The organism is Mesorhizobium alhagi CCNWXJ12-2, assembly GCF_000236565.1.
In the GTDB taxonomy this organism is placed as follows: domain Bacteria; phylum Pseudomonadota; class Alphaproteobacteria; order Rhizobiales; family Rhizobiaceae; genus Allomesorhizobium; species Allomesorhizobium alhagi.
Window position 1 is genome coordinate 13,808 of sequence record NZ_AHAM01000289.1, and the last position, 13,935, is coordinate 27,742.

The 13,935-nt window shown below is 63.1% G+C and carries 15 protein-coding genes and 1 pseudogene; 8 read left to right on the forward strand and 8 right to left on the reverse strand.

All coding sequences use genetic code 11. From position 1 onward, the window contains the following. Nucleotides 1–58: 58 nt before the first annotated feature. The 7 genes from MAXJ12_RS30275 to MAXJ12_RS37920 form a co-directional block, all read right to left on the reverse strand. Nucleotides 59–1,429 carry an ABC transporter substrate-binding protein gene (locus MAXJ12_RS30275; RefSeq protein WP_008839985.1) on the reverse strand — a complete coding sequence of 457 codons (1,371 nt, stop codon included), beginning with the start codon at nucleotides 1,427–1,429 and terminating at the stop codon, nucleotides 59–61. A 407-nt stretch (nucleotides 1,430–1,836) separates the two neighbouring features. Beyond that, nucleotides 1,837–2,385, reverse strand: coding sequence for a TlpA family protein disulfide reductase (locus MAXJ12_RS30280; protein ID WP_008839986.1), 549 nt, complete (start codon nucleotides 2,383–2,385; stop codon nucleotides 1,837–1,839). Continuing rightward, nucleotides 2,379–3,176 carry a GntR family transcriptional regulator gene (locus MAXJ12_RS30285; RefSeq protein WP_157999689.1) on the reverse strand — a complete coding sequence of 266 codons (798 nt, stop codon included), beginning with the start codon at nucleotides 3,174–3,176 and terminating at the stop codon, nucleotides 2,379–2,381. The genes MAXJ12_RS30280 and MAXJ12_RS30285 overlap by 7 nt, the downstream gene beginning before the upstream one ends. Nucleotides 3,177–3,299: 123 nt before the next feature. Then, nucleotides 3,300–4,253, reverse strand: a complete 954-nt coding sequence (locus MAXJ12_RS30290; protein ID WP_008839988.1) for a HEAT repeat domain-containing protein — start codon at nucleotides 4,251–4,253, stop codon at nucleotides 3,300–3,302. Between the two features lie 15 nt (nucleotides 4,254–4,268). Then, complete coding sequence (locus tag MAXJ12_RS30295; protein ID WP_008839989.1) at nucleotides 4,269–4,502, reverse strand: 4Fe-4S dicluster domain-containing protein; 234 nt, start codon at nucleotides 4,500–4,502, stop codon at nucleotides 4,269–4,271. Between the two features lie 27 nt (nucleotides 4,503–4,529). Further along, the gene (locus tag MAXJ12_RS30300) at nucleotides 4,530–6,272 is read right to left on the reverse strand and encodes a fumarate reductase/succinate dehydrogenase flavoprotein subunit (RefSeq protein ID WP_040588914.1); all 1,743 of its coding nucleotides are present in this window, start codon (nucleotides 6,270–6,272) and stop codon (nucleotides 4,530–4,532) included. A 58-nt stretch (nucleotides 6,273–6,330) separates the two neighbouring features. Beyond that, entirely contained in the window at nucleotides 6,331–6,678 is a 348-nt protein-coding gene (locus MAXJ12_RS37920; protein ID WP_085984134.1) for a gamma-butyrobetaine hydroxylase-like domain-containing protein, read from the reverse strand. Between the two features lie 133 nt (nucleotides 6,679–6,811). Here MAXJ12_RS37920 and fdxA point away from each other — a divergent pair, with 133 nt between their 5' ends. The 8 genes and pseudogenes from fdxA to MAXJ12_RS30340 all read left to right on the forward strand — a co-directional run bounded on the left by fdxA (nucleotide 6,812) and on the right by MAXJ12_RS30340 (nucleotide 13,603). Beyond that, nucleotides 6,812–7,147: a ferredoxin FdxA gene (gene fdxA, locus MAXJ12_RS30310; RefSeq protein ID WP_008839992.1), complete on the forward strand. Its 336-nt coding sequence runs from the start codon at nucleotides 6,812–6,814 to the stop codon at nucleotides 7,145–7,147. A 42-nt stretch (nucleotides 7,148–7,189) separates the two neighbouring features. Further along, nucleotides 7,190–8,005, forward strand: coding sequence for a ferredoxin--NADP reductase (locus MAXJ12_RS30315; protein WP_008839993.1), 816 nt, complete (start codon nucleotides 7,190–7,192; stop codon nucleotides 8,003–8,005). After that, entirely contained in the window at nucleotides 8,002–9,045 is a 1,044-nt protein-coding gene (locus MAXJ12_RS30320) for a YeiH family protein (protein WP_008839994.1), read from the forward strand. Before MAXJ12_RS30315 ends, MAXJ12_RS30320 begins: the two co-directional genes overlap by 4 nt. Before the next feature lie 1,121 nt (nucleotides 9,046–10,166). Beyond that, nucleotides 10,167–10,334: pseudogene (locus tag MAXJ12_RS39760) on the forward strand (MFS transporter); the annotation flags it as partial. 70 nt (nucleotides 10,335–10,404) lie between these two features. After that, nucleotides 10,405–10,734, forward strand: a complete 330-nt coding sequence (locus MAXJ12_RS39765; RefSeq protein WP_280113352.1) for an MFS transporter — start codon at nucleotides 10,405–10,407, stop codon at nucleotides 10,732–10,734. A gap of 112 nt (nucleotides 10,735–10,846) precedes the next feature. Beyond that, the gene (locus MAXJ12_RS30330; RefSeq protein ID WP_008839995.1) at nucleotides 10,847–11,677 is read left to right on the forward strand and encodes an alpha/beta fold hydrolase; all 831 of its coding nucleotides are present in this window, start codon (nucleotides 10,847–10,849) and stop codon (nucleotides 11,675–11,677) included. Nucleotides 11,678–11,864: 187 nt separating this feature from the next. Then, nucleotides 11,865–12,902, forward strand: a complete 1,038-nt coding sequence (locus MAXJ12_RS30335) for a homoserine dehydrogenase (RefSeq protein WP_008839996.1) — start codon at nucleotides 11,865–11,867, stop codon at nucleotides 12,900–12,902. After that, a complete protein-coding gene (locus MAXJ12_RS30340) occupies nucleotides 12,899–13,603 on the forward strand; it encodes a glutamine amidotransferase (RefSeq protein WP_008839997.1) in 705 nt (234 codons plus the stop codon). The genes MAXJ12_RS30335 and MAXJ12_RS30340 overlap by 4 nt, the downstream gene beginning before the upstream one ends. Before the next feature lie 11 nt (nucleotides 13,604–13,614). On the opposite strand, the gene MAXJ12_RS30345 is transcribed toward MAXJ12_RS30340, so the two are convergent. Beyond that, the coding region (locus MAXJ12_RS30345; RefSeq protein WP_008839998.1) for a helix-turn-helix domain-containing protein at nucleotides 13,615–13,935 on the reverse strand (321 nt) is incomplete at its 5' end.

Below are 13,935 nucleotides of genomic sequence, written 5' to 3' on the forward strand. Positions count from 1 at the left end.
GGCGCGGTGGCTTGCTGTCTGTCGGGTCCCGGAAAAGCCCGCACCCCTCCATTAGGTGCTATTCGGCCGGGACGAAGGCTGCGACGGCCGTCGGCAGATCGATCACCTCGCCGCCGATCTCCGCAGCGCGCGCATCCGCATCGGGCTTGCGCAGGAATGCCTCGTAGGCCCCATCCGAACCGTGAACGTAGAAGGCGGTCTTTCCAAAAAGCTTCAGCCCGGTCGTACGGTCATAGACGTAGGTCGCGTTGAGCTTGGCGCCGGTGGCCTCGAACTCGGCGATCGCCTTGAGGAATTCAGGCAGCGTCGGATAGCTCGAAATGCCATCGCGGGCATGCCAGATCTCGGCAGGCAGCCCGGCATTGGCGGCTGAAGGGTCGACCACGGAAGCCTTCTCGGCCGCGTAGTCGAGCCCGAGCTCGACGTAGGCGGACTTGACGAAATCTTCGGTGATCCAGGCATTGAAGTCGAGCGGCGGGATAGCCTTCTCCCTTTCGAGTACCTTGTGGTCGAATTTCAGCGCCTCGATCCACTGGTCTTTGATCGTCGGATCGAGCGTGAGATGCCCTCCCCTAGAGAAGTAGATGTAGAGCACCTCCTTCTCGACCCCGGTCCACTTCTCCATCAGCGCGACGGCTTCGGCCGGATTCTCGCGGATCCACTGGCCGGCTGTGACGACCGCTTTCACGAAGGCGGTGACGACCTCAGGATATTCCTTGGCGAAGTCCTCGCGCACGACCACGCCGTGCAGATAGGGCACGCCGGCCTGGCTGCCGTCGTAGATCTTGCGGCCCGTTCCTCGGAACTCCATTATCTCGGACCAGGGACAGAAGTCGGAGTGCGCATCGATCTTGCCGGCCGCGATGTTGGCGGCGCCGACCGCCGGGCTTTGGTTCTTCAGCGAAACGTCTTGCTGACTGATGCCAGCGTCCTGCATGGCCTTCAAGAGCATGCCCCAGGCCGCCGAGCCCACGGGCGTGGAGACGGATTTGCCCTTTATCTGATCGAAACTGAAGATGTCGGAATCGACGGGCACGACGACGGCGTTGCCGCTGCCCTTGAGATTGTAGCCGGTGCCGGCGACATAAAGCGTCCTGAGGGATTCAGTCTCCTGGAATTTGGCGCCGTTGACGATCAGCGGATAGTCGCCCATCACCCCAATATTCAGCTTGTTGGCGAGCATTTGGTTGGTGATCGGACCGCCAGAGGAATAGTCGCTCCACGAGATATCGTATTCGGTCCCGGCATAGGCGCCGTCTTTGGGCAGATACTTCTCGAGAAGGCCGAGTTCCTTGACCACGATGCCCGCGGTATAGGTATCGGTGCACATGCTCTGGTGGCCGATCGCAATCTCGATGGTCTTTGCGGTCGCGGGAAGCGAGCAGGAAAGCGCAAGCGCGAGCCCTGTCGCGACTGAATACATTTTCATTGGTCGACTCCTCACTGCCCTGGTTTGTCTTAATGCATACATCTAGTTTGCAAGTCGCATGCCAAACGGATCGGACAGTGGAGACGAATCAAGCTAAGTGTCTGACGTAGCTCGACAACATTCGGCTTTCAGCGCAGCATCCAGTTCCTGGATTGAGGTCCAGAGGCAGATCCTGAGCACAAGTGCGATGCATCTGCACCCCTAATCGACACCTCTGGCCGAAAAGAATTAATACAAGTTGCCGAGCGGGTATGACGTGAGAAGTTGCTTGCGGCACAGAAAAAGTAGAGGAGGAGTGCAAGATCGATCTAATCTATCCAGAGTTGAAGACCCGAGGCGCGAGAAACGTTCGGCGCGACCGAGGCTGCCGCCTGCGGCGCGGGATTAGTTTTGTGAAAATGGTTGGGTCAGACGGCCAGTGAGAAAAGCTGGTCGCGCACGGTCGCCGCATCCCATTCGAGCGCTCCCAGAGCGCTGAAGCGGATTTGTCCGGCCGGATCCACGGCGTAGCTGACAGGCAGCCCGTAGACGTTCCATGGCTTCGCCAGGACGGTGCGCTCATCGCCGACGATGACAAGGCCCTCGTGGTCGATGCGGGAGAGGAAGTCGCGGATGCGATCCGGACCGTCGCCCAGGTTAATGGCCAGAATAGCGAAACGGTCGAACGGAAGGTTGCGCTTCAACCGCGCGAGTGACGGCAACTCGCGGCGACAGGGCGCACACCATGCTGCCCAGAACGATACCACGACGACCTTCCCTCGATAATCGGCCGTGGCATGCATGTTCCCCTCGATATCGGCAAGGTCGATGGCGGGAGCTTCGACCGGCTCGGCCACAGCCACGAGCGGCGGCGGTGCGACATCGCTTGCAGTCGCCCCGCACGGCAGAGCCAGCGCGCAAGCGGCGAATGCCCCGGAGCGTTTCAACAGCTCACGTCGGCTGACACGGGTCACCATCGTGGCACCCGCAGTTTGAACCGGTGCGATTCCGGCCTTGCATAGAGATACTCGAAATCGATCGGCCGGCAATTCATATCGTGGCTGAGGCGCTCGATCCGGATCAGCCGCTCGTCCGGCCCGAGCGCCAGATGCCCGCGCATCTGCTTGTGCGGGGCGACAACATCCATGACTATGTCGGCGAAGCTGATCTCGATCCCGAGCGACGTCTCGATTAGCTTGAAGATGTCGACATTCGCCAGGTCCAGCTTGAGCAGCTGCGCACCGATTTCGAGCGGAAAAAAGCTGACGTCCATCGACATCGTGACGTTCGCGGCGATGCGAAGCCGTTCGATCCGCACCACTCGGGCTCCGCGTTCAAGGCGCAGCGCCTGCGCCACCTCGGACGGCGCCTCGACCTCGCCCGCGCTCAACACCTGCGAACGGGTTCCGACGCCGAGCGGCGCCATTATCTCGCCAAAGCCTTGAAGCCGTCCCAAATCCTGGATGGCTTTAAGGTTCCTGACCAGATGGCCCTTGCCCCGATGCCCGTCGACGAGTTCCGCGTCGCGCAGGAGGTCGAGGGCCAGGCGAACCGTTACTCGGCTGACGCCGTACTTCTCGACCAGCTTGTTCTCGCTCGGGAGATAGCTTCCCGGAGGATAGGCCCCCGAGAGGATGTCCCGCATGAGCTCGTCGCGGAGGGCCTTGTATTTGGGCATGCGTCCCTCGGCGGGATCTTCCAGGCAGTGCAGAGGCTCTGCCAGCATCGGCAACGGCAGGGGATCCTCCAGTCGGGCCAACACTCTCATTGGCGTGCTCCATACGGTTCCGGTGGCCCGCTGTCCGGATGTTTTGCCCATCGGGTCGGCGACGAGCCCCCTCGGGACTCGCCCGGCTGGCGCAACTGACCAGTCACCGCATCCGCCTATCCGTTACTGCCCGATCCTTCCGAGCGCCCAGCGTACATTCTTGCGCACGTCCGGATCGGGATCGTTGACCAGACCCTCGAGATAGGGCAGCGCTGTGCTGCTGGCGATCTCGCCAAGTGCGGCCGCGGCCTCCTTGCGCAGATTGCTGATCCCGTGTTCGAGTTGGCCGGCTATTGCGTGGACGGCTTCGGCCGCCTGGAGCTGCCCGAGGCTGCGCACCGCCTTCACGCGGACCTGCCAGGACGAGTCGGTCAACAAGCCGATGAGAGGACCGGTCGCATTGCGGAAGCGGGACTTGCCGAGCACTTCCGCGGCGATCTCGCGCACCGCCCAGCTTGCGTCCGCAAGCGCGGCGATCAGGGCCTCGCCGACACGCGGCGATCTGGTGAAGGCGAGCGCTCCGATCGCAGCCTTGCGAACGTCGGCATCAACATCGCGGCAGCAGGCGATGAGCGCAGGCAGCGCCTCCTCTGGCTTGAGATAGCCCACGACTCCTACCGCCTGCACGCGCACTGCTGCAACGGGATCACTGAGTGCTCTGATGCCTCGTGCCAGGCTTTCGGGGTGCCGCAACTCCTTGAGGCCGCGTAGCGCGCCCACCCGAACGGCCGGCAGAGCATGTTCCGTCAAGGGTAGGATCGGCCCGGCCGCGGTCGGCTCCTTGAGTTCCGCGAGGCTATCGGCGGCAGCCTGGGCGACGCGCGGGTCGTCGTCTTGCAGGCCGATCACAAGAGCCGCGGCCGCGGGTTCACCGTCGAACTCGCCCAGCGCAATCGCCGCCTGCAGCCTGACCTCCGGGCTGGGATCCTTAAGCGCCGAGCCGATGTGCGCGATCACGTCCGGCGAAGCCGTGTCGGCAAGGTCCATCACCGCGACCCGCCTGACCGCCGCATCCCGATCAGCCAACTTTTCGACAATTTGCGGAATCTGGTCGAATTCTTCGAAAGGCTCGAACATCCTGCCGCCCTCCCCTTATTTGAGCAGATAGGGAATGTTGACCGTCACTGCCCCGGTCGGACAGTCGGCCTCGCATGGCATGCAGTACCAGCACTCGTCATACTTCATATAGGCCTTGCCGGTGAGGTCGCTGATGCGGAGCACGTCGAGCGGGCAGACGTCGACGCACACCGTGCAGCCCTTGTCGGCGATGCACTTGGCCTCGTCGACGACGACCGGTACGGAGGTGGCTGTATTGGCTAGCGGCATCGTCTTCTCCGGTGTCCGGCTGGCGCGTCAGGCATGAGCCTTGACGCGCTGGTTGTAATAAGCGTCCTTCTCTTCATCCGCGATCGGGATGATGTACGGCTTGACCGGATGTTTCTCGCAGGTCATTTCGCCGTCCTGCTTCGAGAGAAGAACATGGCACTTCCAGTCCTCGTCGTCGCGCTCGGGATGGTCGACGCGCCAATGGTAGAGTCCCCAGCGGCTTTCCTTGCGGTAAAGCGAGGCGTGGGCCGCCATGTCGGCACAGTCAAGAATGCTCGCCACTTCCATGGCGCGCATCAGTTCGTGCGCGTCCCGGGCCACCATGGCCTTCTCCATGTCCTCGCGAACCTCGGCCAGCCTCGACTGGCACAGCTCGTATTTGCGCGTCACCTTCGGCGGCTGCAGGTAGTCGTTCACCAGGCGGCGGATCTTGTATTCAATCTGGTTTGGCGGAATGCCGTCCTCGCGCCTCGTCGGGGCGAGCACGCGGTCGCGTTCGATGGCGACAGCATCCTCATCGAACCCGTCGAGGTCGACTCCGTTTGCGAAATCGATGGCGTCCTCTCCCGCAACCGCCCCATTGGTGAAGGCGCCCAACATGTAGTTGTGCGGCACGCTCGCCATGTCGCCGGCCGCGTAGAGGCCGGCTACGGTCGTGCGGGCGAACTCGTCCACATAGACGCCGGAAGCCGAGTGCCCCGAGCAGAAGCCGATCTCCGAGATGTGCATTTCGATCATGTCCCGGGCGTATCGCGTGCCGCGTCCGTCGTGGAAGCGGCCGCGGCTGGGCCGCTCGACCGTGTGGAGGATCTGCTCGATGTGGTTGGCGGTGTCTTCGTGAAGGTGGTTGAGCTTGAGGAAGACCGGTCCGTTGCCGGAGAGGAGCTCGTTGTAGAATTCCTGCATCATCTGTCCGGACCAGTAGTCGCATTCAATGAAGCGCTCGTTGCGGCTGTTGGCAGTGTAGCCGCCGAAGGGGCCGGCGACATAGGCGCAGGCCGGCCCGTTGTAGTCCTTGATCAGCGGGTTGATCTGGAAGCATTCCAGGTTCGCCAGCTTGGCGCCGGCATGATAGGCCATGGCGTAGCCCTCGCCGGAATTGGCGGGGTTCTCGTAGGTACCGTATAGATAGCCTGACGTGGGCAGTCCGAGCCGGCCCGCGGCACCCATGCACATGATGACAGCCTTGGCCTTGATGATCAGGAACTCTCCACTGCGCGTATTGACGGCGATCGCACCGGCGACGCGGCCGCTCCTGCCGTTCAGAAGCCTTGTCGCCATGAAGCGGTTAGAGATCAGCACGCGCTCGCGCTTGAGCTGCCGGTAGAGCGCCTTCTTGACCGTCTCGCCATTCGGCATGGGCAGGACATAGGTCCCCATATGGTGGACCTTCTTGACGTCGAACTCGCCATTCTCGTCCTTCTGGAAGCGGATGCCGAAGCGGTCGAGTTCCTGGATGATGCCGAAGCAATTCTGTGCATATTTGTAGACGGCCGCCTGATCACAGATGCCGTCATTGGCGATGGTGATTTCCTTCGTGTACTGTTCGGGCGTCGAGTGACCGGGAATAACGGCGTTGTTGAGCCCGTCCATGCCCATCGAGATGGCGCCCGACCGCTTCACATTCGCCTTTTCCAGAAGAATGACAGTCGCGTTCGGGTTTTTCTTCCGTGCCTTGTAGGCGGCCATGGGTCCGGCAGTTCCGCCGCCGATCACAAGGACGTCGCATTCAACCTCTGATTGGCCGGAGCGGATTTCATCCATTCCCATTCTCCCGAAGAAACTCAGTTTTCGGTTCCAGGCTAGACCTGGTTCACGGACGGGTCCGTCAACTTATTGCCTGATCGGCGGGGATTTCCATGGCCAGGGCGCGCAGGAGGCTCCACGGATAGATCCCCCGGGCGTGACCGTCGGAGAACGCTATGTTGATCGCGTAGGAGCCGACCGGCCTTATGTCATCGATGGTAAGGTCGAGTGTTGACGGGACATCCCACCTGTCGAGGCGAAGCCGCTTTGCGCCCGCCGACTGGCAGTTCCCACGCAGGTGTTGTGCGGTGAGTTCGTGCCGAAGCCCGTCGCTCCAGACGATGCTGAGGCTCTCGCGCGCCGCGTTCAGGCGCAGCTCGACAGGAGCTGCATCCCTTGAACCGGCGTTCGGCTCGTCGCGATTAGACATTTCCAACTCCAATTTGTTCCACTCTTTAAGGGAACCACGGTCGCGGCGCGCGCAATAGCAACTAGTTGACTGAAGTGCGTGCTGTTTCCGGAGCATGGTCCGGGCAAATCTCGAATGCCCCCGGGGAAGAGCCATGACCTTCGTCGTCACCGACAGTTGCATCCGCTGCAAATACACCGATTGCGTCGAGGTGTGCCCGGTCGATTGTTTCAAGGAAGGCGAGAACATGCTCGTCATCGACCCCGACGAATGCATTGACTGCGGGGTTTGCGAACCGGAGTGCCCGGCCGACGCGATTCTGCCCGACACGCACGCGGACGCGGAGCGCTGGCTGGCGCTCAACACCAAACTGGCGGCGTTGTGGCCCGTCATCACAGGAAGAAAGGAACCTCTCGCCGAGGCGGAGGAGTGGAACGGCGTTCCCGACAAGCTGCCCTTCCTGAGCGAGAAGGCTGCGGTGCCCGCCTGACCCTGACAGGATTTCCCTTCAAGACACGAACGCGGAGCCCCCATGAATGTAGTCGCCAATCGCCAGGCAATCGCCGATTGCGCCCCAACCGGGACCTTCATCATCGACGTGCTTGACGTTGAGCACTACACCGATCGCATGTTCTCCTTCCGCACGACGCGGCCGGCCAGCTTCCGCTTTCGTTCCGGCGAGTTCGTCATGATCGGGCTGATCGTCAGCGGCAAGCCTCTCTACCGCGCCTATTCTATCGCCAGCCCGGCCTGGGCTGACGAGTTGGAGTTCTTCTCGGTCAAGGTGCCCGACGGTCCGCTGACTTCGCGCCTCCAGACGATCCGACGTGGCGACGCAATCCTCATGCGCCAGAAGCCAACCGGCACCCTTGTAAATGACGCGCTCGAGGCAGGCAGGCGACTCTACATGTTTTCCACCGGCACTGGAATCGCCCCCTTCGCGAGCCTCGCGCGCGACCCCGAAACCTACGAAAAGTTCGACGAAATCATCCTGACCCACACCTGCCGCGAGGTTGCGGAGCTACGCTATGGAGTCGATCTCGTGGAGAGCATCCGCGGAGACGAAATGCTGCGCGAGCTGTTCGACGTTTCCCGGCTTCGCCACTACACGACCGCCACCCGCGAGCCGCACCTGCGCCACGGCAGGATCACCGACCTCGTCGCCTCGGGTGGATTGTTCGACGAGCTCGGCGTCCCGCCGCTAGATCCGGCGCATGACAGGGCAATGATCTGCGGATCGGCCCCTATGTTGCGCGATACCAAGGAGCTGCTCGAGCGTGCTGGACTGACGGAAGGCTCTAACAGCCGGCCCGGCCAATTCGTCATCGAGCGCGCTTTCGTCGAATGAACGCCGGACATCTTGTCCGGCTGGTCCCGGGCGTAGCGCTGTGTGGCGCGATCGCTTTCGCGGCGACGCTGCTGCAAGCGCTGCAACAGAGCCTGATCGGCCGGCCAGGGCTTGACGCGCTTGTTCTGGCGATCCTGATCGGCATCGGCGTTCGCTCCCAACTCGGCCCCAACGACCGATTTGCGCCGGGCGTCGATTTCAGCGCTCGGACAATGCTGGAGATCGCCGTGGCCTTGCTCGGCCTTTCGGTGAGCTTCGCCGAGGTAGCTCGCGCCGGATTGCCGCTTCCTGCCGCCATCGTCGGTGTCGTCGCGGTTTCGATCCTGTCAAGTTACGGAATCTGCCGTCTGCTTGGCATCGGCCCGCGCATGGCCATTCTTGTCGCATGCGGCAACGCGATCTGCGGCAATTCGGCGATCGTGGCGGTCGCTCCGGCAATCCGCGCCTCGTCGGAGGACGTTGCGTCGGCTATCACCTTCAGCGCAATACTCGGCGTGGTCATCGTGCTTGTCCTCCCCTTTATGATCCCGTTGGCCGGTCTATCCGACTATCAATTCGGCGTTCTGGCTGGATTGACCATCTATGCTGTGCCGCAGGTCATGGCCGCAGCGGTGCCGGTCAGCTTGCATGCCGTACAGGTAGCCACTCTGGTAAAGCTCATTCGCGTGTTGATGCTTGGCCCGATCGTCATGGTCATGTCGATCCTCGCGAACTGGAACGGCGGCGCCCTGGCCGGCGGAACGACTCAATCGGCGCCTCAAGCGTCAAACGCCTGGCAGATGGTCCCGCTGTTCATTCCGGCCTTCCTGCTTCTGGCCGTGCTGCGCAGCGCGGACGTATTTCCCGCTAGCTTGGTCGAAACTTCGGTCATCACAAGCAGACTTTTGTGTGTCGTGGCCATGGCAGGCCTCGGGCTTTGTGTCGACATGCGGCATATACTTCGCCTTTCGGTACGGCTGACGCTGGCCGTCCTGCTTTCGGTGGGAATCCTGATGCTCGCCAGCCTCGCCGCGGTTCGTCTTATCGGCATCGATAGCTAGGCGAGCGCGGACAGATTGTCTGAACTGAGAGGGACGGTTCTGGCTCATCGTAGCTTCATTCTTGTACACCGTGGCCGATCTAGGGGCGCAAAGGGGCTAAGGTTCCGCATGAGCGGCGTAGCGTTTGCGGTGACAACCGCGGAGCAGGCGACCGGGGTCTGATGGCTGAGCTCCACTACATTCTTCCGTGCGTTTTGCGCGGTTCATCAGGAGTTCCACACTGCCTTTTATGCGACACTCGGACGTCAAAGCCATGTTGGCAGACCTCCAAAAGCGACGGTGCCAACGACCCATCCGAGGACCAGCCAATTATTTCGGCATATGCGTTCCAATCCCGTCTCATCCGCCGACTGCCTCGGCCTATGAGCCTCCAACAAGCTGTGGTCGGTTTGGCCGGCTCGAGAGCCGTCAACCGCGACAGACTCGCCCGTGTTTTGCACGCGGCTGACGGTGGCCGCAAGACGCGGTCCTCGGGCGCGATGTGACCGACGGTGAAGCGCTGGCGGCGCAGGGCCCCAATTCAGTGAGCCGCCGTCGGATCGATAATGGCGGGCATCGTCCTAGGCCGTTACGTTCGGTGGCCTTCGTGCGTGCTCCTCGGCCTTAAAGCGCTCGACCCAGCGCGCCACGATCTTCGGGGACGCACCATTGCTCAGCAACACGTGCCTCGGTGACCGACGGCGCCATCTCGTCTCGACGCCGCGGCGTCAGACGGTATCTGAGCGAACAGCAACCTGCCCAGGGCGGCGGCTGCATTCGCTCAACAAGGAGACGTATGATGGTGTCATCTTCCATCCAATTCGGTTCGACGACCATCCAAACGCGTGGCTTGCCGGGTAGGACGGCGATTCCCCTCCTCATCTTGGTATCTGATGTCTCCGGTTCAGATGAAGAACCAGCAAGATCGGCACCTCGACGGCAGTCCCGGTGCCGCACGGCATTCAAACGATCGCTAAAATCAAGCCTCTCAACGCTGCTTCTCCTGTCCGCACCCGGGCAGGCGGTGGCTCAAATTGGACTCGGGATGGCAGCAATTTGGAGCAGCATACCTACAATCCGGTGGAGTTGCGGCCGGCCTCGCCTGGATCGGAATGCTGACGTCGCTCAACGTCGCGGCGCAGATGGCCTCGCCGGGATGGGTGAAGGCACGCCCGCTCGCAGTCTATATTCTCGAGTTTCAGGGAGCCATGACGGGCGGGAGCATTCTGTGGGGCTCGCTTGCCGCCGCTACCAGCGTTCCCACGGCGCTGGTGTTTGCTGCCGCCGGGGAGGCTGCGGCGCTGATCCTGGCGTTCCGCTGGCGCCTGCCGCAGGATTCAGCCACCGATCTGTCGCCCTCGAACCATTGGGGCCGAACCGGTGGTATCCGTCCAGCCGGCCGACGACCGCGGGCCGGTTCTCATCGAGATCGAATATCGGGTCGAGCCCGCGCGACTTTCCGAATTCGTCTCCGCGCTGCGCGGATTCCGATCCTCGCGGCAGCGTGACGGCGCCATCCGATGGGACGTCTGGGAGGACGTCGCGGAGCCAGGGCGGATCGTCGAAAGCTTCGTCGTCGAGAGCTGGGTCGAGCACCAGCGCCAGCACGCGCGCGTAACCCATGCCGACCTACGCGATCAGCAACTGCTCAACGCCTTCCATGTCGGCGACCGGCCGCCCGTCGTGTGGCATCTGTTGAGGCCGCTATGACGGACCGCACGCAGCGGAACCGGCCGTCCCGCCGCCCGGTGCGCAAGGCAGTGCGGCATCTACCCTGCAACACCCGACAACCCACTCGAAACCAACGAAAGGAAGACATGCCATGACCACCATCACCACATCCGACGGGACTACCCTCTTCTACAAGGATTGGGGGCCGAAAGACGCGCAGCCTATCGTATTTCACCATGGCTGGCCGCTAAGCGCCGACGACTGGGACAACCAGATGCTGTTCTTCCTGTCCGAAGGCTATCGTGTGATCGCGCATGATCGCCGCGGCCATGGCCGGTCCGACCAGACCGACTTGGGCAACGACATGGACACCTATGCCGCGGACGTGGCTGAGATCGCCAAGGCGCTCGATCTGCGCGACGCGGTCCACATCGGCCATTCGACCGGCGGCGGCGAAGTCACGCGTTATGCGGCGCGCGCCGAACGCGGCCGTGTGGCCAAGGCCATTCTGATCGCAGCGATCCCGCCGGTGATGGCTCAGTCCGACGCCAACCCGGACGGCATTCCGATGGAGGTCTTCGACGGGTTGCGCTCCGCCCTGGAGGCAAACCGTCCGCAATTCTATCGCGATCTGCCGAGCGGACCCTTCTACGGTTTCAACCGGGAGGGCGCGAAGGTCAGCCAGGGCCTGATCGACAATTGGTGGCGCCAGGGCATGAGCGGCGGCGCCAAGGCGCATCATGACTGCATCGAAGTGTTTTCGGAGACCGACTTCACGGAAGATCTGAAAGCACTCACCGTTCCCGTGCTGATCATCCACGGCGAGGACGATCAGATCGTGCCGATCGAGAACGCGGCTCACAAGGCAATCAAGCTCGTCAGGGACGGCACGCTGAAGACCTATCGCGGCCTTTCTCACGGCCTGTTCGCCACGCATCCGGAGGTGGTGAACCCGGATATGCTGGCCTTCATCCGCGCCTGACATGCGTTCGCAATAGATGAACGGCGGTCGCGACCACCGCGACCGCCGAAAGCGCGTCTCCGTGCATCTCCTTCGCACCGTCGCTGGCGCGAGGTTACACTGCCGGAAAGACGTGGCTTTCAGCTGGAGTTTGTTCGGCGCCGTCGGAAGCGTTGGCAATCGGTGCTCGGAGCGCGAAGATAAAGGCATGGGAACCATGAATGTCGTCAGGATCGCGATTGCCGGTTTCGGGGGCGTGGGCCGCGCCACGGCCAAACTTCTCCTAGCCCGCCGCGAGCGCTACCGGCAGGTCCATGGAGCCGACATTCGCCTCGTCGCCGTATGCGGTTCGCGATCCGGCCTGGCCGACGCGGACGGTCTCGAAGCCGGGCGCCTGGACGCGCTCGAACCTGGCCTGACCGGTCCGGCATTCATCGAGGCAAGCGCCGCCGACATTCTCATCGAGGCGGGCCCGAGCGATTTCCGGACCGGCGGCCCCGGCCTCGCCTATATTCGTTCCTCGCTTTCGGCGGGGCGCGACACCATCGTCATATCGAAAGGCGCACTGGTCCACAGTGGACCGGAACTGCGGGCCCTGGCGCGCTCCTCGGGCGCAATGCTGAAACTCAGCGGCGCCGCCGCGGCCGCGCTGCCGACCATAGACCTTCTCGAGCACAGCCTGAGAGGCTGCGAAGTGCTCGAAATCGAGGGCATTCTGAACGCCACAACCAATTACCTGCTCGACGCGATGATGAATCAGAACCTCGGCTTCGACGAGGCGCTCGCGCGCGCCCAGGCGGGCGGTTTCGCCGAAGCCGACCCGCGCAACGATACCGAGGGCTGGGACACCGCCAGCAAGCTCATCCTCATCGCCAATTTCGGGCTGGACGCCGTCCTGACGATGGATGACCTCTCCGTCGACGGCATCCAGTCGATTTCGGGGCACGATATCGAGACGTGGCGAAAGCAGCGTCTCGTGCCCAAGCTCGTGGGGAGCCTCATCCGGACGGACGGCGCGACGCGGGCGGCCGTCGGCGTCCGGACCTACCCGCCGAGCGATCCGCTCGCGCATGTGTCGGGAAAGAACAAGGCGATCCGCATCACCACCGACGCGATGGGCGAGACGATCGCCATCGGATCCGGAACGGAGCCTCTCGCCACGGCGGCGGCCGCGCTGAAGGATCTCGAACACATCCTCTCGGCGAGAGCCGAGCGGGCAACTGCTGGATGGGAAGGAGAGCCATGATACGCAAGGGCGTGCAGGCCATTCGCCATGTCGGCTTCGAGGATCTCGGCAGCTTCGCGGTTCCCCTGCGGGAGGCCGGCTACGACATCGAATACATCGATGTGGCCGAGCGCGATCCGGCGACGCTCGACCCCCTCGGCGCCGATCTCCTCGTGGTTCTGGGCGGTCCGATCGGCGTCTATGATCACGATGCCTATCCAGTCGTCACCGACGAGATACGACTGCTGCGGGCGCGGCTCGCAGCGGACCGGCCGACGCTCGGCATCTGCCTTGGCGCGCAGCTGATGGCTGCGGCCCTCGGTGCGCGCGTCTATCCGGGTCCGGCCAAGGAGATCGGCTGGTCGGCGCTCGACCTGTCGGAAACGGCCGAGCCCAATCCTCTCGCTGTGCTGCGCGGCGTGCCCGTGCTTCACTGGCATGGCGACACGTTCGATCTGCCGGAAGGCGGCACGCTCCTCGCATCCACGCCGATCTGCGCGAACCAGGCCTTCTCGCGCGGACCGAACGTGCTCGGTCTCCAGTTCCACCCGGAGGTCCTGGATGCGCGGTTCGAGCACTGGCTGCTGGGCCACGCCAGTGAACTGGCCACGGCAGGCATCGACCCGGGCACGCTGCGCCGCGATGCCGGGCGGCATGCCAGCGCGCTCGAAAGAGCCGGCGCCGTCCTTGTGGCCGGGTGGCTGTCGCGCCTGACGCTCTAGCTTCCCGGCGGTCACCGCAGAGCGAAGGAACGCACCGGGTCGCGAACCGCCCGACGATAGTCGGTCGGGCTCATGCGCTGGTGCTTGATGAAAACCCGGGCAAGCACCTGGTTCGACGAATATCCCACCTCCTGCGCGATCTCGGTGACCGACAGATCCGTTGTCTCGAGGAGTTCGCAGGTTCTCTCCATCCTCAGTCGCGTCAGATAGACCCGAGGCGGCACGCCGAGGCTCTGCTTGAACATGCGGGCGAAATGAAAGGGCGACAGCCGCGCTTCGGCCGCCAGTTCGTCGAGGCTGATGTCTTCCGAAAGGCGCTCCCGCATGAACTC